Annotated in this window: 26 protein-coding genes; 16 read left to right on the top strand and 10 right to left on the bottom strand. The window is 35.9% G+C overall.

What is annotated here, in order from left to right:
- The 3 genes from leuS to Q0X89_RS04920 form a co-directional block, all read left to right on the top strand.
- Nucleotides 1–2,043: leucine--tRNA ligase (gene leuS / locus Q0X89_RS04930; RefSeq protein WP_297691720.1), on the top strand; the 2,043-nt coding region annotated here is incomplete at its 5' end.
- A gap of 321 nt (nt 2,044–2,364) precedes the next feature.
- Nucleotides 2,365–3,465 (top strand): alanine dehydrogenase, encoded by a 1,101-nt coding sequence (gene ald / locus Q0X89_RS04925; protein ID WP_297691718.1) that lies wholly within the window; start codon nt 2,365–2,367, stop codon nt 3,463–3,465.
- 92 nt (nt 3,466–3,557) lie between these two features.
- Nucleotides 3,558–4,262, top strand: coding sequence for a zinc metallopeptidase (locus tag Q0X89_RS04920; protein WP_297691716.1), 705 nt, complete (start codon nt 3,558–3,560; stop codon nt 4,260–4,262).
- Between the two features lie 27 nt (nt 4,263–4,289).
- On the opposite strand, the gene Q0X89_RS04915 is transcribed toward Q0X89_RS04920, so the two are convergent.
- Nucleotides 4,290–4,760 carry an Lrp/AsnC ligand binding domain-containing protein gene (locus Q0X89_RS04915; protein WP_297691714.1) on the bottom strand — a complete coding sequence of 157 codons (471 nt, stop codon included), beginning with the start codon at nt 4,758–4,760 and terminating at the stop codon, nt 4,290–4,292.
- 49 nt (nt 4,761–4,809) lie between these two features.
- A complete protein-coding gene (locus tag Q0X89_RS04910) occupies nt 4,810–6,183 on the bottom strand; it encodes a saccharopine dehydrogenase family protein (RefSeq protein ID WP_297691712.1) in 1,374 nt (457 codons plus the stop codon).
- 81 nt (nt 6,184–6,264) lie between these two features.
- On the opposite strand from Q0X89_RS04910, the gene Q0X89_RS04905 reads away from it, so the two are divergent.
- The gene (locus Q0X89_RS04905; protein ID WP_297691710.1) at nt 6,265–6,651 is read left to right on the top strand and encodes a DUF423 domain-containing protein; all 387 of its coding nucleotides are present in this window, start codon (nt 6,265–6,267) and stop codon (nt 6,649–6,651) included.
- Nucleotides 6,652–6,852: 201 nt separating this feature from the next.
- Here the strand turns inward: Q0X89_RS04905 and Q0X89_RS04900 are convergent, their stop codons facing one another.
- Genes Q0X89_RS04900 through Q0X89_RS04890 form a run of 3 tightly spaced genes read right to left on the bottom strand, consistent with a single transcriptional unit; the run spans nt 6,853 to nt 9,925 of the window.
- Complete coding sequence (locus Q0X89_RS04900) at nt 6,853–7,599, bottom strand: uroporphyrinogen-III synthase (RefSeq protein ID WP_297691709.1); 747 nt, start codon at nt 7,597–7,599, stop codon at nt 6,853–6,855.
- A complete protein-coding gene (locus Q0X89_RS04895) occupies nt 7,596–8,261 on the bottom strand; it encodes a DUF4271 domain-containing protein (protein WP_297691706.1) in 666 nt (221 codons plus the stop codon). The genes Q0X89_RS04900 and Q0X89_RS04895 overlap by 4 nt, the downstream gene beginning before the upstream one ends.
- The gene (locus Q0X89_RS04890) at nt 8,261–9,925 is read right to left on the bottom strand and encodes a glycosyltransferase family 39 protein (RefSeq protein ID WP_297691704.1); all 1,665 of its coding nucleotides are present in this window, start codon (nt 9,923–9,925) and stop codon (nt 8,261–8,263) included. Before Q0X89_RS04890 ends, Q0X89_RS04895 begins: the two co-directional genes overlap by 1 nt.
- Nucleotides 9,926–10,058: 133 nt before the next feature.
- Here Q0X89_RS04890 and Q0X89_RS04885 point away from each other — a divergent pair, with 133 nt between their 5' ends.
- Genes Q0X89_RS04885 through Q0X89_RS04875 form a run of 3 tightly spaced genes read left to right on the top strand, consistent with a single transcriptional unit; the run spans nt 10,059 to nt 12,502 of the window.
- Entirely contained in the window at nt 10,059–10,781 is a 723-nt protein-coding gene (locus Q0X89_RS04885) for a polyprenol monophosphomannose synthase (RefSeq protein WP_297691702.1), read from the top strand.
- 3 nt (nt 10,782–10,784) lie between these two features.
- The gene (locus Q0X89_RS04880; RefSeq protein ID WP_297691700.1) at nt 10,785–12,119 is read left to right on the top strand and encodes a dihydroorotase; all 1,335 of its coding nucleotides are present in this window, start codon (nt 10,785–10,787) and stop codon (nt 12,117–12,119) included.
- A gap of 2 nt (nt 12,120–12,121) precedes the next feature.
- Entirely contained in the window at nt 12,122–12,502 is a 381-nt protein-coding gene (locus tag Q0X89_RS04875) for a DUF4296 domain-containing protein (protein ID WP_297691698.1), read from the top strand.
- Here the strand turns inward: Q0X89_RS04875 and Q0X89_RS04870 are convergent.
- A complete protein-coding gene (locus Q0X89_RS04870) occupies nt 12,499–13,503 on the bottom strand; it encodes an NAD-dependent epimerase/dehydratase family protein (protein ID WP_297691696.1) in 1,005 nt (334 codons plus the stop codon). The two genes, Q0X89_RS04875 and Q0X89_RS04870, sit on opposite strands and share 4 nt — an antisense overlap.
- Nucleotides 13,504–13,603: 100 nt before the next feature.
- Here Q0X89_RS04870 and tyrS point away from each other — a divergent pair, with 100 nt between their 5' ends.
- Both tyrS and Q0X89_RS04860 read left to right on the top strand, forming a co-directional pair.
- Nucleotides 13,604–14,899, top strand: coding sequence for a tyrosine--tRNA ligase (tyrS, locus tag Q0X89_RS04865; protein WP_297691694.1), 1,296 nt, complete (start codon nt 13,604–13,606; stop codon nt 14,897–14,899).
- Between the two features lie 16 nt (nt 14,900–14,915).
- Entirely contained in the window at nt 14,916–15,674 is a 759-nt protein-coding gene (locus Q0X89_RS04860) for a sterol desaturase family protein (protein ID WP_297691692.1), read from the top strand.
- Nucleotides 15,675–15,697: 23 nt separating this feature from the next.
- On the opposite strand, the gene Q0X89_RS04855 is transcribed toward Q0X89_RS04860, so the two are convergent.
- From Q0X89_RS04855 to Q0X89_RS04845, 3 genes are all read right to left on the bottom strand, one after another.
- Complete coding sequence (locus Q0X89_RS04855; RefSeq protein WP_297691690.1) at nt 15,698–16,675, bottom strand: acyl transferase; 978 nt, start codon at nt 16,673–16,675, stop codon at nt 15,698–15,700.
- Between the two features lie 80 nt (nt 16,676–16,755).
- Entirely contained in the window at nt 16,756–17,079 is a 324-nt protein-coding gene (locus tag Q0X89_RS04850) for a T9SS type A sorting domain-containing protein (protein WP_297691688.1), read from the bottom strand.
- 189 nt (nt 17,080–17,268) lie between these two features.
- Nucleotides 17,269–17,580: a T9SS type A sorting domain-containing protein gene (locus Q0X89_RS04845; protein WP_297691686.1), complete on the bottom strand. Its 312-nt coding sequence runs from the start codon at nt 17,578–17,580 to the stop codon at nt 17,269–17,271.
- A gap of 259 nt (nt 17,581–17,839) precedes the next feature.
- Between Q0X89_RS04845 and Q0X89_RS04840 the strand changes: the two genes are divergently transcribed.
- The 7 genes from Q0X89_RS04840 (at nt 17,840) to Q0X89_RS04810 (ending at nt 22,836) form a co-directional block, all read left to right on the top strand.
- Nucleotides 17,840–18,526, top strand: a complete 687-nt coding sequence (locus tag Q0X89_RS04840) for a response regulator transcription factor (RefSeq protein ID WP_297691683.1) — start codon at nt 17,840–17,842, stop codon at nt 18,524–18,526.
- Nucleotides 18,526–19,587, top strand: coding sequence for an ATP-binding protein (locus Q0X89_RS04835; RefSeq protein ID WP_297691681.1), 1,062 nt, complete (start codon nt 18,526–18,528; stop codon nt 19,585–19,587). Before Q0X89_RS04840 ends, Q0X89_RS04835 begins: the two co-directional genes overlap by 1 nt.
- A gap of 57 nt (nt 19,588–19,644) precedes the next feature.
- The gene (gene trmB, locus Q0X89_RS04830) at nt 19,645–20,316 is read left to right on the top strand and encodes a tRNA (guanosine(46)-N7)-methyltransferase TrmB (RefSeq protein ID WP_297691679.1); all 672 of its coding nucleotides are present in this window, start codon (nt 19,645–19,647) and stop codon (nt 20,314–20,316) included.
- Between the two features lie 3 nt (nt 20,317–20,319).
- Nucleotides 20,320–20,946 carry a LysE family transporter gene (locus Q0X89_RS04825; RefSeq protein WP_297691677.1) on the top strand — a complete coding sequence of 209 codons (627 nt, stop codon included), beginning with the start codon at nt 20,320–20,322 and terminating at the stop codon, nt 20,944–20,946.
- Between the two features lie 4 nt (nt 20,947–20,950).
- Nucleotides 20,951–21,289 (top strand): MGMT family protein, encoded by a 339-nt coding sequence (locus Q0X89_RS04820; protein WP_297691675.1) that lies wholly within the window; start codon nt 20,951–20,953, stop codon nt 21,287–21,289.
- Nucleotides 21,290–21,454: 165 nt separating this feature from the next.
- Nucleotides 21,455–22,594, top strand: coding sequence for an Mrp/NBP35 family ATP-binding protein (locus tag Q0X89_RS04815; protein ID WP_297691673.1), 1,140 nt, complete (start codon nt 21,455–21,457; stop codon nt 22,592–22,594).
- Nucleotides 22,595–22,596: 2 nt separating this feature from the next.
- A complete protein-coding gene (locus Q0X89_RS04810; RefSeq protein WP_297691722.1) occupies nt 22,597–22,836 on the top strand; it encodes a NifU family protein in 240 nt (79 codons plus the stop codon).
- A gap of 59 nt (nt 22,837–22,895) precedes the next feature.
- Here Q0X89_RS04810 and Q0X89_RS04805 read toward each other — a convergent pair whose 3' ends face one another.
- Nucleotides 22,896–24,632 (bottom strand): ABC transporter ATP-binding protein, encoded by a 1,737-nt coding sequence (locus Q0X89_RS04805; RefSeq protein WP_297691671.1) that lies wholly within the window; start codon nt 24,630–24,632, stop codon nt 22,896–22,898.
- Nucleotides 24,633–24,735 lie beyond the last annotated feature (103 nt).

Here is a 24,735-nt window from a genome sequence, read left to right as displayed (position 1 = left end):
AAAGTAGATTGGCCTCAGTCTCTTAAAGACGCACAGGCAAATTGGATTGGCAGATCGGTGGGGGCTACAGTCACATTTAATACAATACCTTCAGAAAAGAATAATACCTCATACCCTATTGAAGTATTTACTACCAGACCTGATACTATTTTTGGGGTAAGTTTTATGACTCTCGCTCCGGAGCACGAATTGGTATCAAAAATAACCACTCAAGAACAAAAGGAGGCTGTTGAAACCTACGTTCAAATGACTTCCAAAAGATCAGAACGTGATAGGTTGGCCGATGTAAAGACCATAACAGGTGTCTTTACAGGTGCATTTGTTAAACATCCTTTTACCGGGGAATCAATACCCATTTGGATTGGGGATTACGTTTTGGCGGGTTATGGTACCGGAGCTGTAATGTCCGTGCCCAGCGGAGACCAGCGCGATTATGATTTTGCAAAACATTTTAAAATTCCTATTCCAAATATTTTTGAAGGCATTGATATTTCCGAGGAGGCCTTTACAAATAAAGAATTGACCATAATTACTAATTCCGGATTTTTAAACGGATTAGACTTTAAGGAAGCTACCAAAAAAGTAATTTCTGAACTAGAAAAAATTGGCAAAGGGCAAGGGAAAGTTAATTTCCGCCTTAGAGATGCTGTTTTTAGTCGCCAACGTTATTGGGGAGAACCTTTTCCGGTTTATTATGTGGATGGAATGCCTAGAATGATCAGTGCAGACAATTTACCATTGACATTGCCCGAAGTAGAAAAATATTTACCTACAGATACCGGAGAACCGCCTTTAGGGAATGCTTCAATTTGGTCCTGGGATATAGAAAAATGTAAAGTTGTAGACAATAATTTAATAGATAACAAGACTGTTTTTCCATTAGAACTTAATACGATGCCCGGATGGGCAGGCAGCTCCCAATATTTTAACCGGTATATGGATCCGGACAACAATAAGGCAATTTTCTCTGAGGAAGCAATCAACTACTGGCAACAAGTAGATCTCTATATCGGTGGTGTTGAACATGCCACAGGACATTTGTTATACTCTCGTTTTTGGCAAAAATTCATGTTTGATAAGGGAATGGTGCCACATGAAGAATATGCCAGAAAATTGATAAATCAGGGGATGATCCTTGGAACAAGTGCTTTTGTTTATAGAGAAGAAGGTACAAATAAGTTGATTTCCGCAGGGTTAATCAAAGATTTTGAAGTTACTCCTTTGCATGCTGATGTCTCTTTGGTTAATTCTTCCGATGAATTGGATATTGGGGAATTTAAAAAATGGAGACCTGAGTTTAAGGACGCCGAATTTGTATTAGAGAATGGAAAGTATATAGTAGGACGAGAGGTTGAAAAAATGTCCAAATCTAAATACAATGTAGTAAACCCGGATGAAATATGTGAAGAATTCGGGGCAGATTCGCTGCGTATGTATGAGATGTTCCTTGGGCCACTTGAACAGGCCAAACCTTGGAATACTGCCGGTATCTCAGGAGTATATGCTTTTCTAAAAAAGTTATGGCGACTTTATCATTCTGGCCCGGCGGGGAGCTTTCTGGTTTCTGAAGAATTACCGTCTAAAGATGCACTCAAATCACTTCATAAAACAATAAAGAAAGTGCAAGAGGATATAGAGCATTTCTCATTCAATACTTCAGTAGCAACCTTTATGATTTGTGTAAATGAACTTTCTGCTCAAAAGTGCACTAGCATGGCTATTTTAGAACCACTTGCAATTTTGGTCTCTCCATATGCCCCGCATATTGCTGAAGAACTTTGGGAAAAACTAGGTCATAAAGAATCTATTTCAACGGAGCCATTTCCAAGATTTGAGCCAGATCACCTTATTGAAAACAGTAAGGAATATCCCATTTCATTTAATGGTAAAATGCGTTTTACGATGGAGCTTCCTTTGGATATGGGAAAAGAAGAAATAGAATCTGCTGTTATGAATCATGAAAAAACAAAGGCGCAACTTGAGGGTCGTATCCCAAAAAAAATAATTGTGGTACCGGGCAAAATTGTTAACATCGTAGGTTAATCCCTATCTAACTATCACTAGTCAAAAAAAAGCCTTCTAATTAGAGCAATTGGCCTATTCAGATATGTACTCTGGTAAGCATTTTTACTCTTTGTGAATATAGTAATGGTCAAAATATACTATTTATACCACTTACCCCCCCCTATTAAACGAGTAAATAATACTAAAAAATTAAAAAATATTTAATGACACCCTCAATATTTAGGGGGTAAAGTTGGAAAAAATGTTATAAATAGAGTATTTACCCTACATTTTGTCGATTTTATTTCATTATCTATAAATATTGTTACATTTTTGAAATGAACATAAAAATCTAACAAAATGATTATAGGGGTGCCTAAAGAAATCAAGAATAACGAAAGCAGGGTAGGAATGACTCCTGCTGGGGTATTTGAGCTAGTTAAAAACGATCATACGGTCTACATTCAGTCCGGTGCGGGTGAAGGAAGCGGATTTTTTGATGAGGACTATAAGCAAGCCGGAGCGATGATATTAGATACTATTGGGCAGGTTTATGCAATGGCCGAAATGATTGTTAAAGTGAAGGAACCCATAGAAGAGGAATACGATTATATCCAAAAAGGACAACTGGTATTTACATATTTTCATTTCGCTTCCAGTGAATCCTTAACTATGGCCATGATAGATAGCAAAGCAGTTTGTATTGCCTACGAAACTGTAGAGGATGAGGATGGAACACTGCCTTTATTGACCCCAATGTCTGAGGTTGCAGGTAGGATGGCCATACAGCAAGGCGCAAAATATCTTGAAAAACCTGTAAAAGGAAGAGGAGTATTGTTAGGAGGTGTTCCCGGGGTTGCCCCGGGAAGAGTTTTGGTATTAGGTGCAGGGGTTGTCGGTACACAGGCTGCAAAAATGGCAGCCGGCCTTGGCGCCCATGTTACAATTTTAGATGTGAATATGAAGAGGCTTCGATATATAAATGATGTAATGCCCAGCCATGTCGTAACGGAGTTTTCTAATGAATTCAATATAAGAAAACATATAGAAACTCATGATCTCATTATTGGTGGGGTACTCTTAAAAGGCTCAAAGGCACCTAAACTCATTACGAGGGATATGTTAAGAGACATGCGCAAAGGAACCGTAATTGTTGATGTTGCGGTAGATCAAGGCGGGTGTGTGGAGACAACAAGACCAACTACTCATGAAGACCCCATTTATATAATTAATGATGTGGTGCATTATTCCGTGGCAAATATGCCTGGGGCGGTACCTCATACTTCTACCATGGCGCTTACAAATGTGACATTGCCATACGTCCTTAAACTCGCAAATTTAGGTTGGGAAATGGCTTGTGAAGTTGATGCTTCTTTGCAGAAAGGACTGAATATTGTACACGGGGAAGTAGTTTATAAGGAGATTTTGGAAGCTTTTAATTGGGATGAGCTAACCGTATAAATGTACTTTTTGTCAGTAAATAGACCCCGGCTCAATATTGGCCGGGTTTTTGTTATTTAATATATACTTTTAAATTAGCAAAAAACGAAATTATGACAATGTATTATATATTACTTGGTGCTATTGCCCTGGTGAGCTGGTTGGTAAGCAACAAGCTGAAAAGGAAGTTTAATTATTATTCCAAGGTACATTTGCGCAATGGTATGAGCGGTGCGGAAATTGCGGAACAAATGTTGAATGATCATGGCATAAGGGATGTTAAAGTAGTTTCTACGCCGGGAATGCTTACGGATCATTATAATCCAAAAACAAAGACTGTTAATCTAAGTGAAGGGGTTTATAACCAGCGGAATGCAGCTGCAGCTGCTGTTGCAGCTCATGAATGCGGTCATGCAGTTCAACATGCACAAGCTTATGAATGGCTTTCAATACGTTCTAAATTAGTTCCGGTAGTTAGTGTTACTTCGGGGATGTCTACTTGGGTAGTCTTTGGAGGGCTTATACTGGCAGCTTCATCAGAGGGACAAGGAGGCCAATTTGGTTTTTATATTGCTGTGGCAGGACTTATCATGATGGGGTTTGCTACCCTATTTAGTTTTATTACACTCCCAGTTGAATACGATGCGAGCAACAGGGCGTTGGCCTGGTTAAAAAGGAAGAATATTGTTTCACAGGAAGAATACAAGGGTTCTGAGGATTCCTTAAAATGGGCTGCAAGAACATATGTTGTAGCTGCAATTGGATCTCTGGCATCCTTAGTATACTGGGGATTTAAAGTATTCGGAGGAAGAGATTAGTTTATTATACCAATCTTCTTTATATTTTTAAATGGTAATTTGACGATCAATTTGTTGATCCAATGATATAAAGGTCTCTGTTCTGGACACACCCTCAATCTGCTGAATTTTTTTGTTTAACAAATGCATAAGATGTTCATTGTCTTTGCATAGGACTTTAACAAGGATCGACCAATTACCTGTAGTATAATGACATTCCAGGACTTCAGGTATTTTTTCCAATTGTTTAACGGCAATGGGGTTACTCATTGCCTTATCCAGAAAAATACCAATATATGCCATGGTAGTATATCCCAAAACTTTTGGGTTTACAATAAATTTAGATCCGGCTATCAGACCAGACTTTTCCAGTTTTCGCAGTCTTTGGTGAATTGCAGCTCCGGAGATTCCAATATTTCTGGCAATTTCCAATATTGGCTTTCTGGCATCTTGCATAAGGAATCTTAGGATTTTTTTATCAATCCCATCAATTTTTATATTTTCATTACCCGGTTTCATGAACTGGCTTGCATTTTATATCTAAAGATACCAAAATTAGTTTCAAATATTAACCTGCCACAGAATCAGGATTATAACCTAAATAGGTTTTTTTATACTCCTTAAAGACTACTCCATGGGTTGCCAGCTCTTTTAAGATAGGCTCATAAACTTCTTTTAAAATCGGAATTTGCACACCCGGAGTTGCAATTTTTTTATTTAGTATTAGCAAGGTGGCAATGGCCACGGGTAAACCAACAGTTTTGGCCATTGCTGTATGTGTATGATTTTCACCAATTACTACCATATTGGCATCAAGCTGTTGTTTTTTTCCATCTAATTCATATCCGAATTTGTGATACATTACGATCATATCTTTATCGTCATATGCCATGGTCCAACTGTCTTCCAATATTTTTTGCAGCATCTTGGCTGGAGTGGCATTTTTTATATGAATAGTTTTATGTGAATCGAAAAGGTTTAATTCCAGCAGTTTTTCCCACATAATATCATCCTGATCTATTTTAAGATAATGCCTTAGTTTGAGTTCAACCGAGTCCGTTGGAGAATAGGGCAAAAAAAGATTAGTAAATTCCCTGTAGGACATTCCATCGGAATTTTCTATAGTATAACTATCATCTGTCATTCCCAGTTGAACGAACATGTTCCAGGCTTTTGAGAAACCAACACGCCTCATTGTACCTCTGTAGAGCGTAAGTGCATTCTCCAAGCCATATGCTTCCCTGTATTTCAAAGAATCTCTGTTAGCATATGCTTCGAACGTCCCATAACCTTCTATCTTCATGAATTCGGTGCGCCTGAATAGTTTATGATAAGGAATATATTTGTACGTACCTTCCTGTATAAATTTGGCTGCCCCTCCTTGGCCGGCAATAACAACATTTCTGGGATTCCATGTAAATTTGTAATTCCATAGATTCGTGTCGCTTTCCGGAGCCACCAGGCCGCCCGTAAATGATTCAAACAATAACATTTTACCTCCCTTATCCCTTATTCTATTTATAAGTTGCATGGCGCTCATATGATCTATACCGGGATCTAAACCTATTTCGTTCATAAATACCAAGCCATTGTCTTTAGCAGAAGCGTCTAGGGCTTTAATTTCATCACTAATATAAGAGGCAGTAACCAAATGTTTTTTTAATTTAATACAATCTTCAGCAACTTTCATGTGAAAGCGTGCCGGGAGCATTGAAATTACAATGTCAGAGCTTTTAATGGCCATTTCTCTTTCATCATCCTTAAAAATATCCAACTCAATTACTTCACATGAGGGATGGGTTTTTATTTCATCAGAAACTATCTTGGGGTTCAGATCCCCAATAGTTAAATGTAGATTCTCTGAATCTGCTTTTTCCAGAAAGTAATCTAATAAATAGGAGGTTGATTTACCCGCTCCAATGACTAGTATTTTTCGTAACATTTAATTTATTTTCTATTCGAAGTATTGCGAAGACTAAGGTATCAAATTGCTACATTTGTAAGAAATAGGGTCATTTAAGTTATGAACAAAACAATTTTCTGTACTGGGGTTTTCTTTGCGGTACTGGCTGTAATTCTCGGTGCCTTTGGGGCTCATGGTCTGGAGAAACTAGTACCTGCAAGTGCGCAAGAAACTTTTAAAACAGGTGTTACTTATCAAATGTATCATGCCTTACTGTTACTCGTTGTTGGAAGTGTGAAAAGTATTCCAGCAGAACAGAAGAAACTGGTTTATTATTTCATTGTTGCCGGGATTGTTTTTTTCTCATTTTCAATTTACTTGTTAGCCACAAATGACCTTACCGGATTTGATTTTAACACAATTGGAATAATTACACCAATTGGGGGACTTCTTTTGATTATTGGTTGGTTGCTCTTGGGATTTCAGGCATATAGAAAATTCAAATGATCAAATGACAAGCAATTAATCATTGATTCAGAACTAATCACGTTTTTAGCTACAAGTGCACGAAATATATGGTATTAAGGGCCCCATGCCTTCACTTACAGCTTGTATCGGAGCCTCTTTGCCCTTACATCCGGCGTAATATGCATAAGTATTGAGCAGGAAAATGAAGGAATTCCCGGTTAATGTTTGGTTGATTAGTAATTATTTTTTGTTTACGCTGGTAATATACTTCTGTAAAGCCATCGTCATTGACGGAGTTTCCGGGGTCGGAGCTTTTATGTCAATCCTAAGGCCTGCATCAGTTGCCGCGACGACAGTAGAATTCCCGAAGACCGCAATTCTTGTATCATTTTGCTCAAAGTCAGGAAAATTTTTAAGCAATGATTCTATTCCCGAAGGGCTAAAAAACACCAGGACATCGTAATAGACATTTCTTAAATCTGATAGATCACTTATAACCGTTTTATAGAAAATGCCACGATTCCAATTAATTTCCAATTCATTTAAAGAATTAGGGATACTGGGTTTTAATACATCTGAAGACGGCAGTAAAAAGGATTCCTCCTTATATTTTTTAAATAAGTGAAGTAATTCACTAAAATTTCTTTTGCCCACATAAATTTTTCGTTTCCTGTAGACAACATATTTCTGAAGATAGTACGCCACTGCCTCAGATTGGCAGAAGTATTTCATGGTATCTGGTACCTTAAAACGCATTTCTTCAGCTATTCTAAAAAAATGATCTACTGAATTTCTGCTTGTTAGGATTATTGCCGTATAATCTTTAAGATCAATCTTTTGCTGTCTTACGTTTTTGGCATCTACCCCTTCAACATGTATGAATGGCCTAAAGTCTACCTTCACTTTCTCCTTTTCAATTAGCCTTAGGTATGGAGAATTTTCCATTTTTGGTTCTGGCTGTGACACCAAAATCGTTTTTATCTTCATATACCTTGGTCTTTTAGATAATTCACAATGATTACAAAGGGTGCAATTTCGAGTGCGCAAAGGTACAAAATAAAATAGAAAAAGTAGCTTGAGATTATTTTTTGATAGTTTTTTATAATCGTTATCCAACCAATAACATTAACAACCACGATAAGAAAAATACTGCCAAATACAACAATTTTAGAATCATTCAATACATAAGTAAGGATAATATTGGCTGCTAACATTATGATACTACTGAAGTTAAGGTAGGAAAGCTTCTTAAAAATGAATTCGGATATTATCTTATTATTGTTAAAGACAAAACCACTCCCGATTTGAAGAAATATTTTTCCAAATAAAAATATTAACAGAAATCCCAGAATAATTAAAAAAACCATTGGATAATGGTCATTTTCTGAATTAGACAAAATATTTGATGCCAAATAGATAAAAAGTGAAAAATTTAGAAGCTGGAATATTGTAAAAAAGATATTGAACCAATTTATCAGTTTGTCCTTTTTATTGTACATAAAAATGTACTTGTTATTAAAAGGCAGTATCATGAAATTCAAAAATCTATTATAAAATAGATTCTTCGCAATAACTATACATAGAACGCTCGAAAAGATAATGACCGTTATCCAATCTATATTATTTATTACTCTTTGAACAGGCTCCATTATGGCAATTTAACATTTTCCCCGTTTATACCCCAAAAAAGTCCGTTTTCAGAAATGCTAATTTTAAAAAAGTGCGCGTCATTGATTTTTGGTTCCGGCATAAAAATTTTAAAGCTGGTTGTATCTTTAGATTTGAGCAAACACATTCCTTCTTGCAATGGACTGGCTTGAGATTTTATAACCTCTCTGAAGTTTTTGTATTTGTTAAGGAATACCACCCCAAATTCTAATTTTGATATTTCTATATCCATTTTATATGGATTGTATATTTGAAAGTTTACATATTTATTTTCCACTAATTCAACAGGCTCGTTAATAATGGTTCTCAACTTTCTAAAGGATTCAAAATTATCTATGTAGATGCCATAATGTTTAACTCCTTTTGCATCATGATAGGAGATATCTCCTTCATCCATAAATTTCGAAATATAAACTATCTTTTGTCCTTGAACGACGTTTTCAGAGTTGTCTATAGTAAACTGGTTTGGCCTGTATGTTATATTGTTAAGAGAATAGGATGTATTACCTGAATAGAAAGAATACATTGGTGCCTTGGTATAGGAATTTTCAAATATTACAGGAATGGATCCCACTTGCGAACTAATTTTGTTCACCCAATCTTTATTTCCGTGTGATTCGTAAACAATGGGAAATAGGGGGGGATATATTAAGCCTATTCTAAGGAACAATAATATTCCTATGTTTGTTATTCCCAGAATATGGATCCATTTTCGGGTAGTCTTATCCTCGAGCATTTTATTGTATACCACTACAATCATGGGGATACAAATAACAATTAACCATTGCGTTTGTATACGTCTGTTAAAACTGGAAATGAAAAAGAATGCAATTATTCCATAGATTAAAAACAGTATCGCTTTGGTGAATTTGTCAGTTGTTTTTGTTTTTAACAAGGCTCTGTATATCCATGGAAATGTTAGTCCGAATATCACAATAAGGTTAACAAAAAAGCCCACTGTAAAATCTCCAAATTCGTAAGCCCTGTTTGGCCTTTCAAACAAATGGTACTTTATGGTAATAAAGTCATTATTGAATAACCATAGAAAATGGGGAGTATAACATATCAATGAAATTAGTACAGAAAGCCAGGCATATTTGTTAAAGACAAGGCGCAGATTAGATAGCAACACAAACAATATAACCAGGAAAGCATGGTACTTACTGTACATTAAAGCAGCCATTACAAATCCCAAAATAAGTGATAATTCAACCGAAGGCGACTTCAAAAATTTCTTATATATCAATAAAAATAATGCAGTGAAGAAAAGTAATGGGGTATCGGGAAGTGTTAGGAATCCATAGGCATGTACAAGGGTCATTGAGAAGACCAATACAAAATATTGGAGTACGTATTTATTCTTGGTTTGATTATCAAATAGAAACCAAAGAATTAAATAAGTGCCGGCAGAAAGCACAGTGCTTATAAATCTAACCCCTAGCTCTCCTCCAAAAAAAAGACTGCTTATCTTTATAATCAGAGCAACCATTGGCGGATGATCAAAGTATCCCCATGCCATATTTTGTGCATAATACCAATAGTAAGCTTCGTCAAATATCAGCTCAGTAAAATGAGCTTGTAATATATTTAGTATAAAAATTAATGCTAGTAAGTAAAGGAAAATTCTGGGTAGTTTAAGTCTCATTCCGGTTGCCGATTCAGTTCAAAATTACAAATAATAGCACTAATTAATTCCATTAAAGAAACGATAAAATGGCTTTCGTATTTTCTGCCAGACCTTTTAAAGTAGTATTTTTGTTAAAATAGCCATAAACCAAATGTCAGATAGTTTAGTAATTATTCCAACGTTTAATGAAATTGAAAATATTGAGGCTATCATAGATGAGGTTTTTCATCTTAAAAAGGATTTTGATATCCTAATAGTTGATGATAATTCTCCGGATGGCACTGCCACCAAGGTCATTGAATTGCAAGAGAAATATCCCGAGCGGTTGTTTCTGGAAGTAAGAAAAGAGAAATCTGGTTTAGGAACAGCCTATATTCATGGATTTAAATGGGCATTGGCAAGAAAATACGAATACATTTTTGAAATGGATGCCGATTTTTCACACAGACCTTCTGACCTTCAAAGATTATACAGAGCTTGCAAGAATGGTGCAGATTTGGCAATAGGATCTCGCTACAAGAAAGGTGTAAATGTAGTTAATTGGCCACTTTATAGAGTTTTGTTGTCCTATGGAGCTTCTTTTTATGTAAAATTAATTACCGGAATGGGAATTCATGACCCTACAGCAGGCTTTGTCTGCTATAAGAGGAACGTTTTAGAGGCAATAAACCTGGATACAATAAAATTTGTGGGATACGCTTTTCAGATCGAAATGAAATTTAGAGCATACCTGAAAAAATTCAAAATTGAAGAAGTTTCTATTATTTTTACAGATCGGGAAAAAGGAAAATCCAAAATGAGTACTTCAATTATGTGGGAAGCAATATTTGGAGTTATCACCATGAAATTTAGAAGTTTATTTACTAAAGTTTAAGATATGAGTAAAACACTCATTAAAAATGCTGCAATCATAAATGAAGGGCTAAAATATGAGTCAGATATTTTAATTCAAGATGAGATTATAACAAAAATTGGCCGTAATCTTTCTTCAGATGGGGCCGAAATTCTCGACACAGGCGGAAATTTTGTTTTACCGGGAATAATAGATGATCAGGTACATTTTAGGGAACCCGGACTAACGCATAAGGGGGATATTGCTTCAGAGAGCAGGGCAGCGATTGCTGGTGGAATAACCTCCTTTATGGAACAGCCTAATACAAATCCCCAAACGACCACATTAGAAAAATTAGAGCAAAAATTTGAATTGGCTTCAAAGAAGTCATATGCTAATTATTCTTTCTTATTTGGTGGGACCAATGACAACCTTGAGGAAATAAAAAAGCTTGACAAATATGCCTGTTCAGGAATAAAGCTATTTCTGGGGTCTTCTACAGGAAATATGCTGGTGGATAATGAGGAAGTTCTGGAACGAATATTTATGAATACAGAACTCGTTATTTCTGCCCATTGTGAAGATGAGAAAACCATTAGAGAAAATACGCAGAAATTCAGGGCAAAATATGGAGATGATATACCTGTGGAATATCATCCTTTAATTCGAAGTGAAGAGGCTTGTTACCTTTCTTCCTCCCGTGCGATTGCCCTGGCTGAGAAAACCGGGGCCAGATTGCACGTTTTCCATGTTTCTACAGGCAGAGAAACCGGTCTTTTCAGGAATGACATCCCATTAGAACAAAAAAAGATTACTGCAGAAGTGTGTATTCATCATCTCTGGTTTTCTGATAAGGATTATTCGGAAAAGGGAATGCTTATTAAATGGAACCCTGCTGTTAAAACTTCTGAAGACAGAGATCAATTATGGCAAGCTCTATTGGATGACAGAATTGATATTGTGGCAACGGATCACGCACCTCATACCTTGGAAGAAAAACAAAACTTTTATATGAACGCACCCTCTGGTGGTCCCCTTGTACAACATGCACTAACTGCTATGTTAGAAAAAACTTTGGATGGAATTATTACTATAGAGAAAGTGGTCGAAAAAATGTGCCATAACCCTGCTAAGCTATTTCAAATATCAAAACGCGGTTTTATCAGAGAAGGTTATTATGCAGATTTGGCTATTGTAGATTTGAACTCAGTATGGACGGTTGATAAGAATAATATTTTATATAAATGCGGCTGGTCTCCCTTCGATGGCACGAGATTCAGAACAAAAGTCTTACAAACTTTTGTAAATGGACATTTGGCGTATAATAATGGGCAATTTTCAAGTTTCAGAAATGCCAAAAGACTTACTTTTGACAGATAGTTATGCGTAATATATTCTTTTTAATTCTAACAATTAGTATTCTTTTCTCATGCGGAGAGGAGGTCATAGAAAAGCCTGTCAATCTTATTCCTAAAGAGAAAATGATCGATATTCTTTATGATTTGGCCATCATAAATGCAGCTAAATCTTCGGGTCCCAGTGTAACGGAGAATGCGAATTTTGAGCCCATGGAATATATATACAATAAATATAAAATTGATAGTGTTCAGTTTGTAACGAGTGATTTATATTACGCCTCCTTGCCTTTAGAATATGAAGATATTTATAAGAAATTGGAAATCAGGATTGTCAAAGAAAAAGAACGTTTTATCAAATCGGGAGAACGTAAAAAGGACAGTTTAACTAAAGCGAGGCAGAACTAATGGGCCTCCATGTATTTTATACATGCATGGGCAACACATTCTTTTATCGGTTCATATTCAATGTTAAGTGCCTCCTGTACTTTTAAGTTATCATATTCTTGTGGGTGGCGCAAAGACTTCAATCCTTGTTTTGTTAATTTCCTTTTTTTGGAACTAAACAATTTTAAAATCCAGTCTATTCTCCAGAAAAGTTCCAATTGCCAGAATTTCAACTTTATTTTTGGTGAGGGCTTGTTAAAACCATTAGCGATAGTCTCTAAAATACTCTTATAAGACAAATTTTCAGCCACAGCAATAAAACGCTCATTTTTGATAGGAGAATCCATAAGTTGAACCATTATTTTGACTACGTCACCCACTGAAATAAATCCGGTGCCGCCGGGGAAGTAATAACGTAGACCCCTGGCTACTGTTTTAAATAGTAACCCACTACCACTTTTCCAATATCCCGGACCAAGAATAATACCGGGATTAACAATTACCATTGGGAGACCTTCTTGTGCGGCTCTCCAGACTTCCATTTCGGCAAAATGTTTTGAGGATGCATATACATTTGCAAAAGCATCATTCCATTCATTTTCTTCATTGATAAGCTGGCCATTGGTAGATTTTCCTATGGCTGCTATAGAACTTACATAGCACAATTTTTTGATCTTCTTGGCAATACTTAGGTTTACGATATTTTCAGTCCCCCTTTTATTTATTTTTTGCAAATCATAGAAATCATTTGGATCAAACGAAATAAATGCGGCACAATGATAAACCAAAGTGACATCTTCAAAAGCCAATTCAAGAGCCGGGATATCATTAAGATCAGCTTCTATCCATTGAATTTTGTTAAATAGCCGTTCGGGATTTTCTTCATAATATGAGAATACCTCTTTAACTCTCTGAATATTGCTATTTTTTCGATGAATAGCCTTAATAGACGTGCCTTCTTTGAGCAAATGAAACATTAGATGGCAACCTACAAGACCCGTTCCTCCGGTGACTAAAATCATGGTGCTAAATTACTCATTTCGGTTGGATAAATTTATTCAATAAGTTAAGCTGCTGGCTATTTCTATTATATTTGCAGCAACTATTTTAATAGACTATAAAATGATTTCAAACTTTGTTTCGGAATTAAAATGGCGGGGAATGGTACACGATGCAATGCCCGGAACCGAAGAGCATTTACTTACCGGGATGCAATCTGCCTATGTAGGGATAGACCCAACAGCTAATTCACTGCACATTGGCCATTTGGTGAGTGTAATGATGCTTAGGCATCTTCAGCTCGCCGGGCATAAACCTTATGCGCTAATTGGCGGAGCTACAGGAATGATAGGTGATCCTTCCGGAAAATCGGAAGAGCGGAATTTATTAGATGAAACTACGCTTCGATTGAATCAGGAATCGATAAAGGAGCAATTGTCGCGTTTTCTTGATTTTGATAGTCAGGCAGAGAATTCAGCAGTATTGGTTAACAATTATGACTGGATGAAAGACTTTACATTCCTGGATTTTATTCGGGATGTTGGGAAACACATTACTGTAAATTATATGATGGCGAAAGAATCTGTCAGGAAAAGGCTGTCACCTGAAGAAAAGGAAGGTATGTCCTTCACAGAATTTACATATCAGCTAGTCCAAGGGTATGATTTTTTATATCTGTTTCAAAATTACAATTGTACACTTCAGATGGGAGGGAGTGACCAGTGGGGAAATATTACCACAGGGACAGAGCTTATTCGCAGAATTGGAGGAGGTAAGGGATATGCACTTACCTGCCCACTTATTACCAAGGCCGATGGAACTAAATTTGGAAAGACCGAAGGTGGCAATATATGGTTAGACGCACATAGAACATCGCCTTATAAGTTTTACCAGTATTGGCTGAATACATCGGATGAAGATGCCGAAAAATATATTAAAATCTTTACTTTCTTATCTAAAGATGAAATTGATGATTTAATTGGGGAACATTTTAAAGCACCTCATTTAAGAATAATACAAAAACGCCTAGCACAAGAAATTTCCATTATGGTTCATTCCCGGGAAGAATTTGAAAGAGCACTGATTGCAAGTACTATTCTCTTTGGAAAATCAACCTCTACTGATCTTAAGGGTTTAGACGAGAATACCTTTTTAGATGTATTTGAGGGTGTTCCAACAGCAGAGATTCCCAAATCGGAAATAGATAACGGATTAGACATGATTGGTGCATTGGCGGCCAAAACAGGATTTTTAAATTCTAATGGGGAAGCACGGAGAGAACTGAAACAAAATTCTATATCTGTTAATAAGGAAAAAGTAAAAGAAGATTATCTGATCACAGAAACAGATTTGATAAACGGTAAATATGTTTTACTTCAGCGAGGCAAAAAGAATTATTTTATTCTTGTTTTAAAGTAATAAATTAGGAATATAAATGAATGAGATTGATTTTTTTGACTTAAGTGCGGTACTACTTTTGACTTTTACCCTATTTCTTATCATATTCATTCGGTTTTTGATAGTTTCAGGAGTATATCACTACACGTTTTTCATATTGTTCCGAAAAATATTTGATAAAAGGATCTTAGATCATACTCCTCTAAAGAAAAAGCAGTTATTTAAGGAATTGTATTGGTCGGCAATAAGCGGGTTGATTTTTGCATTTTTTGCTATATCCATTTATTTGTTGTGGTCCATTGGATACACTGCTATCTATCTGGATATTAATGCTTATCCAATATGGTATTTACCAATTGGAGTTTTCATAACATTATTCATTCAGGACACTTATTATTATTGGATTCACCGTTGGATGCACAAACCTTCTGTTTATAGGTACATTCATAAGATTCATCATAAAAGTGTACATACTTCTGTATTTACTGCCTTCTCATTTCATCCGTTTGAAACCGTGCTGCAGGCCATTATACTCCCACTTATAGTAATGTTTATACCATTGCACTTTTATGCTTTTTTGTTTACTCTCCTAATTATGACTATATCAGCAACAATTAATCATGCCGGAGTTGAAATATATCCATCCGGTAAATATGGAAAATGGTTTGGTAAATGGATTATTGGAGCTACTCATCATGATAAGCATCACAGAAAGTTCAATTATAACTTTGGGCTATACTTCACCTTTTGGGATAAGTGGATGGGTACAGAAAGTCCTGAAAGTATTGGGAGGTGATTTTTAGCATATTTGGTCTCCTATTAGAGCGCCATTAAATTGCAACCACGAACGTCTGAATGATCAAACCTGCCTAGCACTTCAAAGCTTCCATCTTTATAAACCCTACCCAGATCCTGTGTGGCAATGAACGAACAAGAATAAATATTTGCCAGGTCTATGATATTTATTCCTCCAATTTTACCATAAGGTTCAGTAGACAATGGATCATCTGTTTCACGTATGGTGACGGACATCCAGGGTGGACAATTAAATATCCCGTTACCTTTTGAATAGGCTTGAGAAAGAAGTTCAGTCATTCCATATTCTGAGTGAATGGCTTCAAGTCCAAAACTATTTTTAAGAATACTATGCAGCTCATCACGAACCAATTCTTTTCTCCTTCCTTTCATACCGCCGGTTTCCATAATAATGGTATTATTTAAATTCATTGAATGATTCTCTGCAATGTCCAGAAGAGCATAGGAAACACCAATAAGAATAATTTTGAATCCAGATTCATCCAGGTTTTGGAGAGTTTTTAATAATTCAACCTTGTTCTCAAGATAAAAGCCACTTTTAGGGTTCGCACTTTTTTCAATAAGATCATTTACCATATAAATTAGAGAAGAACCTTTGCGTTCCATATAAGAAGGCAATAATGCCAAAACGCAATAATCTTTAATGTCCCCATAGAAATACTCAAAGGTTTTCAGATAGCTTTTTTCGTAAATTTCAGGTTTAAGCACATAATGTTTACTTACAAGTTGTCCTGTGGTTCCACTGCTTTCAAAAACAATCTTCGGTGGTTGGCTGGTAGTTATTACTTGTTTAGATTTGAAAAATTCAATGGGCAAATAGGGAATTTCTTCTACCGCGGTTACATTCGATTTGGATTTGCCAAGATAGCTGCAAAACTTCTGATAAGTTGTATTGTTGTCATATTGAAAATTAAAAACTTCCAACGCCATCTTGTTAAATTCCGATGAAGTTTTAATTTCAAAAATTTTATTGATATCCATATCGACACGAAGACTACAAAAATAGTTAAAATAAAAAAAAAGCTCCTCAAGGGAGCACAACAATGGATATATTTTTGATGCTATTTTACAACTAGTTTTCTAGTCATTGTTTTGCTATTCTCAATCACTTGAATCACATAAACTCCGGGAGTAAGCCTCCCTATATTTAGCATATTTGTTGAAATTCGATCTTGGAGAACTATTTTACCAAAGACGTCGTAAACGGTGATATCTTTACTTTTATTATTTAAAGTGTTAATATAAACAATACCATCAATTGCAGGATTTGGATAAAGCGTAAAATTCGAAGTCTCCTGGTCTTTTTCTTGAATAGGCGGAAGTTCTTCCTGTCCGGAAACTACTATAGTAAAGACCAATAAAAAGAATAAGTAGGCTTTTTGCATCAACATTGATTTGGGATCAACACAGTAAATATAAAGTAATAGCTATTATCCTACCAGAAATTGTTGTGAAAACTAAATATTTGTAGGTAAACTTTTATAGCCATAACGTTCATCGATGAAATCTGCATTACATCGATGAAAAATCTATTTTTGAGAAAGCTAATCTCTATTTTTTTTGGAGAAGAAAATCTATTTAATAATCAATTTCCTGGTTGCCACTCTGTCTTTTTCATATACGCGTAGTACATACACCCCCGCAACTAAATTGGAGACATTTAGCTCCTTTCTCAGAATTGTTGTCTCAAGTCTCTGAGTTCCAAAAACATCAAAGATTAGTATTCTTTTCGGGGCATTCAGGGCTGTTTGTATATAAACTTTACCCGTCGTAACCGGATTTGGATATAGTTCAAAACCCTCTATCTCACCACCAGAATTTCGTGCTTCCTGGCCGTAGCTGAAAGAAATAAAAAAAAAGAATAAGACGGGGTAGAGTTGCTTCATTAACGTTATTCAACAAACTAATAATCACAAATATAGAAATTTTAGTTCTCCGTCATACTCCATGAAATTGTTAAATGATTAAAATTCGACGAAATGCATAATTAATAGCACTTTAATCGGAACGTAACTATAACTATAACTATCCTTAAATTATACTCCTGGGTGTTATATTAATGTTATCATCATTAAATCAATGTTAAGTAACTAAAGCTTATTAGTATTATCTTTACTTTTGATCAGATAGATCAAACGGTAAACCATGAAAAAGCAAGACATTAAAATTTTATTAGTAGATGATGAACCTGATATTTTGGAGATTCTCAAATATAATCTTTCTGCTCAGGGATATCAGATATATACGGCCAAGAACGGCATTGAAGGTGTGGAAAAGGCAAAGAAGAAAATTCCACATTTAATTATTTTGGATGTCATGATGCCCGAAATGGATGGGATCGAAGCTTGTGAAATAATTAGAAATACAAAGGGATTAGAAAATACTATAATTACTTTTTTAACTGCAAGAGGTGAAGACTATTCTCAAGTTGCAGGTTTTGATGCCGGCGCAGATGATTATATTACAAAACCGATAAAACCAAAATTATTGGTTAGTAAGATTAAGGCTTTATTGAGACGCTTAAGTGAAGAGAAAAATCTTAGTGATGATATACTTAAGGTTGGAAATATTGAAATTAACCGTGAAGAATACAAGGTAATTAACAAGGGAGAAGAGATTATACTACCAAGGAAGGAATTTGAACTATTGGCATTATTAGCCTCAAAACCCGACAAGGTCTTTAAACGTGAAGTTATACTGGATAAAGTCTGGGGACAGGAAGTCGTGGTAGGAGGCAGAACAATAGATGTACATATTAGGAAACTTCGCGAAAAAATTGGGGATAACCATTTTAAAACTGTGAAGGGCGTAGGCTATAAGTTTGTTTTATAATGGCTAAAAAGTTAAAAAAGTCATACAAGTTTGCTTTCCGTTCCGCTCTTTTAATCACTATTATTCTAGCATTATCTTTTAGTCTTTTTCTTTTTTATAATAATCAGTTGATGGAGAACTGGTTTATGTTATTGTTTTTAACACTACTTATTTTTGCGGTATCTTTTGGTATCATTCAGGTCCGTGCAGAGAAATATATCTACAGGCGGATTAAGAAAATCTATGATGACGTTTCTCTGTTGGAGTCATCCTCATTTGCTGCAGATCCTGTTACAACAGATATGAAAACTCTTACGGAGGAAATAGAAAAATTTGCGAAGGACAAAAAAATAGAAATAGATACCTTAAAAATCCGTGAGGAATATAGGAAGGATTTTTTAGGTAATATTTCTCATGAACTCAAAACTCCTTTATTTACTGTACAGGGCTATATTCTTACACTTCTCGATGGTGCTATGAATGATAAAGCGGTTAGGAAAAAATATTTACAGCGCGCCCAAAAAGGCATAGACAGACTTATTTATATAATCAAGGACCTTGATTTGATTACAAAATTAGAAGTTGGCGACCTTAATTTGGATTTAACTGACTTTGATATTATTGAACTCATTCAAAGTGTTTTTGACCTTATGGAGATGAAAGCGGCCAAAAAAAATATAACACTGGCTTTTGATATGAACTATGAAGCTCCAATCCATGTGAGAGCAGACAAAGATAAAATACAACAGGTTCTGTCTAATTTAATAGTGAATTCTATAAAATATGGTCATCATGATGGTACTACCGAGGTAAGTGTCGAGAATCTTATAAGAAATAAAGTAATTGTAAGAATCACAGATAATGGTGAAGGAATTCCGGAAGAACATTTACCAAGGCTTTTTGAGCGTTTTTACAGGGTTGATAAGAGTGGGAGCAGAAAAGAAGGTGGTTCCGGCCTGGGGTTGTCTATAGTAAAACACATAATTGAGGCACATGGTGAAAAAATATATGTTGAAAGTGTTGTAGATGTCGGATCTGAATTTTCATTTACTCTGGAAAAGGCTGAGCCCCAGGCTGGCTAAATCTACTCCTCAAAGAATTCCTTAGTTTTGCTAAAACGTAATAATACACCTTAAATATTGGGAAGTAAAAATAAGCTTAAACGATTTGAGCAAAATAGTTCTTTTAGCAATGTTATTCAACCGACCAGGGATGAAGTTATTGAGGGTAAATTTGCTTTAAAAGGAAAATGGAGGAGTTTTTTTAATAATGATAACCCCATAGTTTTGGAGCTGGGTTGTGGCAAAGGCGAATATACTATTGGCCTTGCTAGACTTAATACTTCTAAAAATTATGTTGGTGTGGATATTAAAGGTGCCAGATTGTGGAGAGGAGCTAAAACTGCCCTTGAAGAGAATATGGAGAATGTAGCCTTTTTACGAACTCAAATAGAACTGATTGATTTAATTTTTGCTCAAAATGAGGTAGACGAAATCTGGATTACTTTTCCAGACCCACAAATAAAGTATAAAAGAACTAAACACAGATTAACCAACAAGATTTTTTTGGATAAATACAAGTTTGTACTTAAAGATAAAGGTATAATCAACTTAAAAACAGATAGTGAATATATGTATGGATATACTTTAGGATTGTTACATGGCCTGGATTGTGAAATTTTATACGCAAATCATGATGTATATAGAAACGAAGGAAGTCCAAAAGAAGTGATGGATATACAGACTTTCTATGAAAAGCAGTATCTTGAAAAAGCCAAACCAATTACTTATATAAAGTTTACTGTCAGTTGACCAATGACGCATCTAATCATACTTTTTTTTGTAACCTTTTCAGCAGCGTTTATGGCGACCGTTCCACCCGGTTTATTGAATATGAATGCCGCTCAAACAAGTGTTAAAAAGGGAAAACTGAACGGCATAATGTTTAGTCTTGGTGTCTCCAGCATGATCATGATGCAGGCTTACATCGCGGTTTTGATCTCTAAATATTTATTCAGACATCCAGAGGTCATAGATTTACTACTTAAAATTGCACTTGGGGTTTTTGCATTTTTTGCCCTTTATTTTTTTGTTTCAGCGAAGCGCGAAAAATCAAAAAAAATTAAAATAGTAAAAGTAAGCAAGAAGAATAGTTACTTTAAGGGAATGCTGCTTGCAATGCTTAATTTGCTTACAATTCCTTACTATAGCGGACTCAATGCTATGTGGAATGCATCGGGCTGGATTAAATTTGAAATTTGGGATATCCTTACATTCATAGTTGCTGCCGGTAGTGGCACTTTTACGGTATTGTATTTGTACACTGTTTATTTTTATAAATTAGAAGCTAGAACTGACCGATTTTCCAAAAACTCGAATTATATTCTTAGCGCGTTAATGATGGTTTTACTCGTAATTACCATTTTTAGAATATTTTATTAGTAGTATGAATCCGGAAAATAAAAACTTCTTTCAAAAAGTTTACCAGGTCTCTAAACAGATTCCTTTTGGAAGAGTTACTTCTTATGGCGCTATTGCAAAGTACCTGGGAGCAGCACGAAGTGCGAGGATGGTAGGCTGGGCCATGAATGGAGCAGGGGCAATTGAAGGTGTTCCCGCGCACAGGGTTGTAAACAGGAAGGGTTTATTAACCGGGAAACATCACTTTGACGGCACTAATTTAATGCAACAATTGCTAGAAAATGAGGGCCTCGAAATACGGGATAATCAAATTGTAAATTTTGAAAAATACTTCTGGGACCCAGCCAAAGAATTGCCATTGTAGGTTCTTTAATTAGTATGTCTTAAGAGTTGTAATACTACTTGTATCCTATATGGTAATTCTATAATGATATTGTCCTTTTCAATCCCGCAACTTTATAGTTTCGCACCTATAACTTATCTTTGTTGTTTAGAATCATTTTATATAAAGACTTAAATACCCTAGTTCATGAAGTTGGATAAGAAAGAAATACTGAAAGCCCTGGAAACTATTACAGCGCCTGGTGAAGGAATGAATATGGTTGAAAGTGGTGCAATTAATAATATTCAGGTTTTTGGTGATGAGGTTGTAGTAGATATTACGATAAACAATCCAAGCCTTCAGGCAAGGAAAAAAACTGAAGTAGAAATACTTAAGGCAATTCACAGGGAGGTTTATGAAAAGGCAAAAATTACCGTAAATATTAAGGTTGATGCGCCAGTTAGTCCTAAGACTAATGAGATTAAAGGAAAACCAATACCCGGAATACAAAATATTATCGCTGTGGCTTCTGGGAAAGGTGGCGTGGGTAAGTCTACAATTACAGCAAACTTAGCAGTTACTTTGGCTAAAATGGGATTTAAAGTTGGTTTGTTGGATGCAGATATCTATGGTCCTTCTATGCCCATTATGTTTGATGTAACCGCTGAAAAACCGCGAGCTACCAATATTAATGGTAATTCAAAAATGTTACCAGTTGAAAACTTTGGAGTAAAGCTTTTATCTATAGGGTTTTTTACTCAACCTAATCAGGCTGTTATCTGGAGAGGCCCTATGGCATCCAAAGCCTTAAACCAGATGATTTTTGATGCACATTGGGAAGAATTAGATTTTATGTTAGTGGATTTGCCACCAGGTACCGGTGATATTCATTTAAGCATCATGCAATCTATGCCTGTTACGGGAGCAGTGGTTGTGAGTACACCTCAGGAGGTTGCATTGGCCGATGCACGTAAGGGGGTTGCAATGTTTCAGCAGGAAGCTATTAATGTACCTGTTTTAGGAATTGTTGAGAATATGGCTTACTTTACACCGGAGGAGCTTCCGGATAACAAATATTATATTTTTGGGAAATCTGGGGCAAGAAATCTAGCTACAGATCTGAATGTACCTTTTTTAGGAGAAATACCATTAGTTCAAAGTATTCGTGAGGCGGGTGATGTTGGCAGACCTGCCGCTCTTCAAACAGGCACCCCTGTGGAAAAAGCATTTGAAGAACTTACCAAGAATGTGGTTCAGGAACTTGTGTTGCGAAACAAAAGTTTACCGCCAACAGAAGCTATTAAAATAACGACTATGGCAGGTTGCGCTGCAGTTAAAAAGAAATGATCATGACGTCTGATGAACTTAAAATTAACATTGAAAAAGCTTTAGATGAAATTCGCCCATTCTTACAAAGTGATGGTGGGGATATCTCATTAGTATCTATTGATAACGATAAATTGGTAAGAGTAAAACTAGAAGGAAATTGTGTGGGGTGCAGCGTTAACCAGATGACACTTAAGAGTGGCGTAGAAATGACCATTAAAAAACATGCTCCTCAGATAGAAAAGGTGATCAATATTGATTAAATATCTGACCTTTCTCTTGATAGCTTACAAAAAAGTTATTTTCTAACTTATCTATGGAATTAAATTCTTGCCTGGTAAGTAAATAAATTATAATATCTACCTCTTTTGGCAATAAGGGAGTCGTGTGTACCTTGTTCTGCAATTCTCCCATTCTCAATCACCAAAATCTGATCAGCTTTTCTAATAGTGCTCAATCGATGTGCAATTACAAAGGTTGTTCTTCCTTCTGTTAGGTGGGATAAACTTTTTTGGATTAAGGCTTCACTTTCGGTGTCAAGATTTGAGGTTGCTTCATCTAAAATTAATATCCGGGGATCGGCTAACACCGCACGCGCAATTGCTATACGCTGTCTCTGACCTCCTGAGAGTTTTATTCCACGCTCGCCAATAAGTGTATCTAAACCATCTTCGAATCTATCCGTAAACTCATCAACATAGGCGGCTTCCACTGCTTCCTGTAATTGTTTTTCAGTGGCATTGGGTCTTGGAAACAATATATTCTCACGTATGGTTCCTTCAAACAAAAAATCATCCTGTAAAACCACTCCTAAGTGTTTTCTAAAACTATTAAGATCTACCTTGGCCAAATCCTGTCCGTCCACAGTTATTGTCCCGCTTTGCTGGTTCAGGAAACTCGCGGCAAGTCCGGCGATGGTACTCTTTCCTGAACCCGAACTTCCAACAAGGGCTACCACGGTACCTGCATCTACCTTAAAACTTATATCATGTATTACTTCTTTTTCTTCTTCATAGGCAAATGAAACTGAGTCAAATATCATATCACCTTTTATGCCATTCAGTGTTAATGTTCGGACCTCTTCATTAGATTCGGGCTGCATATTCATCAGTTCCTCCGTTCTGTCCAGACCGGCCAGGGCTTCAGTAAGCTGACTACCAATATTACTCATCTGTACTATAGGGGCTATCATTAATCCTAAAAGAAAAGTAAAGGTCAAAAATTCTCCAACGGTGAGTTCATCCATCATAATTTTATAGCCTCCCATACCCATGATGCCAGTCGTTGCAAGACCTAGTAAAAAGGTAGAAGAACTTGTCATAAAAGCTGTTGCTGTTAGACTTCTTTTTACATTTTCAAACAATCGGAGGACACCTTCTTCAAAAACACCATGCTCCTGGGCTTCGGCGTTAAAGCCCTTGATAACCCTAATGCCACCTAATGTTTCAGTAAGTCTGCCTGTAACTTCAGCATTGATTTTACCTCTGTTACGGAATATTGGTCGAATTATTTTGAATGCTTTGAGGGCTATTACCGCAAAAATAGCCAGAGGGATCAATGCAAAAAGTGTCATACTTGGACTAATATTTAAGAGAAGAATTAAAGATACTACGGCAGTAATTGTTCCACCTACTAATTGAACTAAGCCTGTTCCAATTAGATTTCGTACCCCTTCTACATCGGTCATTATTCTGGAGACCAATTCACCCGATTTGGTATTATCAAAAAACCGAATTGGTAAGGATAAAATTTTCTTTTGCACCTGAGCGCGTAATTCGGAGATCATATATTGAGCCTGCACGCTAAGTATTTTGGTTAAAAGAAAAGAGGTTACAGCCTGTATTAAAATGGCCAATATTACTATTCCCAATAGGATCTTAAGAAATTCCAAATCTTTATTTGGTATAATGTCATCCATTAAATACTTTAGAGACATTGGGGCAACAAAACTAGCTGCTTTACTTACTATTATTAATGCCAAACCTATAAAAACCAGATTCCTTCTTGGCCAAATTATGGTTTTAAATGCTTTAAGTATACTTACCCTTTTATCGGACATTAGAGATTGCTCTGTTTTTTGATATGAAAAAGTGCAATTTACAGTAAAATTATGGTCCGGTAACCAAATACATAAGCACTGACGTTATTTTATGGAAGAATTA

Origin of the sequence: uncultured Eudoraea sp. (genome assembly GCF_947258525.1) — a bacterium.
Taxonomy (GTDB): domain Bacteria; phylum Bacteroidota; class Bacteroidia; order Flavobacteriales; family Flavobacteriaceae; genus Eudoraea.
This window is presented reverse-complemented; position numbering and strand designations above follow the sequence as displayed.

What these genes read in the sequence shown, in the direction of transcription:
- ald (WP_297691718.1), top strand. Translation starts at nt 2,365, where the DNA reads ATGATTATAGGGGTGCCTAAAGAAATCAAGAATAACGAAAGCAGGGTA.
- Q0X89_RS04920 (WP_297691716.1), top strand. Translation starts at nt 3,558, where the DNA reads ATGACAATGTATTATATATTACTTGGTGCTATTGCCCTGGTGAGCTGG.
- Q0X89_RS04915 (WP_297691714.1), bottom strand. Translation starts at nt 4,760, where the DNA reads ATGAAACCGGGTAATGAAAATATAAAAATTGATGGGATTGATAAAAAA.
- Q0X89_RS04910 (WP_297691712.1), bottom strand. Translation starts at nt 6,183, where the DNA reads ATGTTACGAAAAATACTAGTCATTGGAGCGGGTAAATCAACCTCCTAT.
- Q0X89_RS04905 (WP_297691710.1), top strand. Translation starts at nt 6,265, where the DNA reads ATGAACAAAACAATTTTCTGTACTGGGGTTTTCTTTGCGGTACTGGCT.
- Q0X89_RS04900 (WP_297691709.1), bottom strand. Translation starts at nt 7,599, where the DNA reads ATGAAGATAAAAACGATTTTGGTGTCACAGCCAGAACCAAAAATGGAA.
- Q0X89_RS04895 (WP_297691706.1), bottom strand. Translation starts at nt 8,261, where the DNA reads ATGGAGCCTGTTCAAAGAGTAATAAATAATATAGATTGGATAACGGTC.
- Q0X89_RS04890 (WP_297691704.1), bottom strand. Translation starts at nt 9,925, where the DNA reads ATGAGACTTAAACTACCCAGAATTTTCCTTTACTTACTAGCATTAATT.
- Q0X89_RS04885 (WP_297691702.1), top strand. Translation starts at nt 10,059, where the DNA reads ATGTCAGATAGTTTAGTAATTATTCCAACGTTTAATGAAATTGAAAAT.
- Q0X89_RS04880 (WP_297691700.1), top strand. Translation starts at nt 10,785, where the DNA reads ATGAGTAAAACACTCATTAAAAATGCTGCAATCATAAATGAAGGGCTA.
- Q0X89_RS04875 (WP_297691698.1), top strand. Translation starts at nt 12,122, where the DNA reads ATGCGTAATATATTCTTTTTAATTCTAACAATTAGTATTCTTTTCTCA.
- Q0X89_RS04870 (WP_297691696.1), bottom strand. Translation starts at nt 13,503, where the DNA reads ATGATTTTAGTCACCGGAGGAACGGGTCTTGTAGGTTGCCATCTAATG.
- tyrS (WP_297691694.1), top strand. Translation starts at nt 13,604, where the DNA reads ATGATTTCAAACTTTGTTTCGGAATTAAAATGGCGGGGAATGGTACAC.
- Q0X89_RS04860 (WP_297691692.1), top strand. Translation starts at nt 14,916, where the DNA reads ATGAATGAGATTGATTTTTTTGACTTAAGTGCGGTACTACTTTTGACT.
- Q0X89_RS04855 (WP_297691690.1), bottom strand. Translation starts at nt 16,675, where the DNA reads ATGGATATCAATAAAATTTTTGAAATTAAAACTTCATCGGAATTTAAC.
- Q0X89_RS04850 (WP_297691688.1), bottom strand. Translation starts at nt 17,079, where the DNA reads ATGCAAAAAGCCTACTTATTCTTTTTATTGGTCTTTACTATAGTAGTT.
- Q0X89_RS04845 (WP_297691686.1), bottom strand. Translation starts at nt 17,580, where the DNA reads ATGAAGCAACTCTACCCCGTCTTATTCTTTTTTTTTATTTCTTTCAGC.
- Q0X89_RS04840 (WP_297691683.1), top strand. Translation starts at nt 17,840, where the DNA reads ATGAAAAAGCAAGACATTAAAATTTTATTAGTAGATGATGAACCTGAT.
- Q0X89_RS04835 (WP_297691681.1), top strand. Translation starts at nt 18,526, where the DNA reads ATGGCTAAAAAGTTAAAAAAGTCATACAAGTTTGCTTTCCGTTCCGCT.
- Q0X89_RS04825 (WP_297691677.1), top strand. Translation starts at nt 20,320, where the DNA reads ATGACGCATCTAATCATACTTTTTTTTGTAACCTTTTCAGCAGCGTTT.
- Q0X89_RS04820 (WP_297691675.1), top strand. Translation starts at nt 20,951, where the DNA reads ATGAATCCGGAAAATAAAAACTTCTTTCAAAAAGTTTACCAGGTCTCT.
- Q0X89_RS04815 (WP_297691673.1), top strand. Translation starts at nt 21,455, where the DNA reads ATGAAGTTGGATAAGAAAGAAATACTGAAAGCCCTGGAAACTATTACA.
- Q0X89_RS04810 (WP_297691722.1), top strand. Translation starts at nt 22,597, where the DNA reads ATGACGTCTGATGAACTTAAAATTAACATTGAAAAAGCTTTAGATGAA.
- Q0X89_RS04805 (WP_297691671.1), bottom strand. Translation starts at nt 24,632, where the DNA reads ATGTCCGATAAAAGGGTAAGTATACTTAAAGCATTTAAAACCATAATT.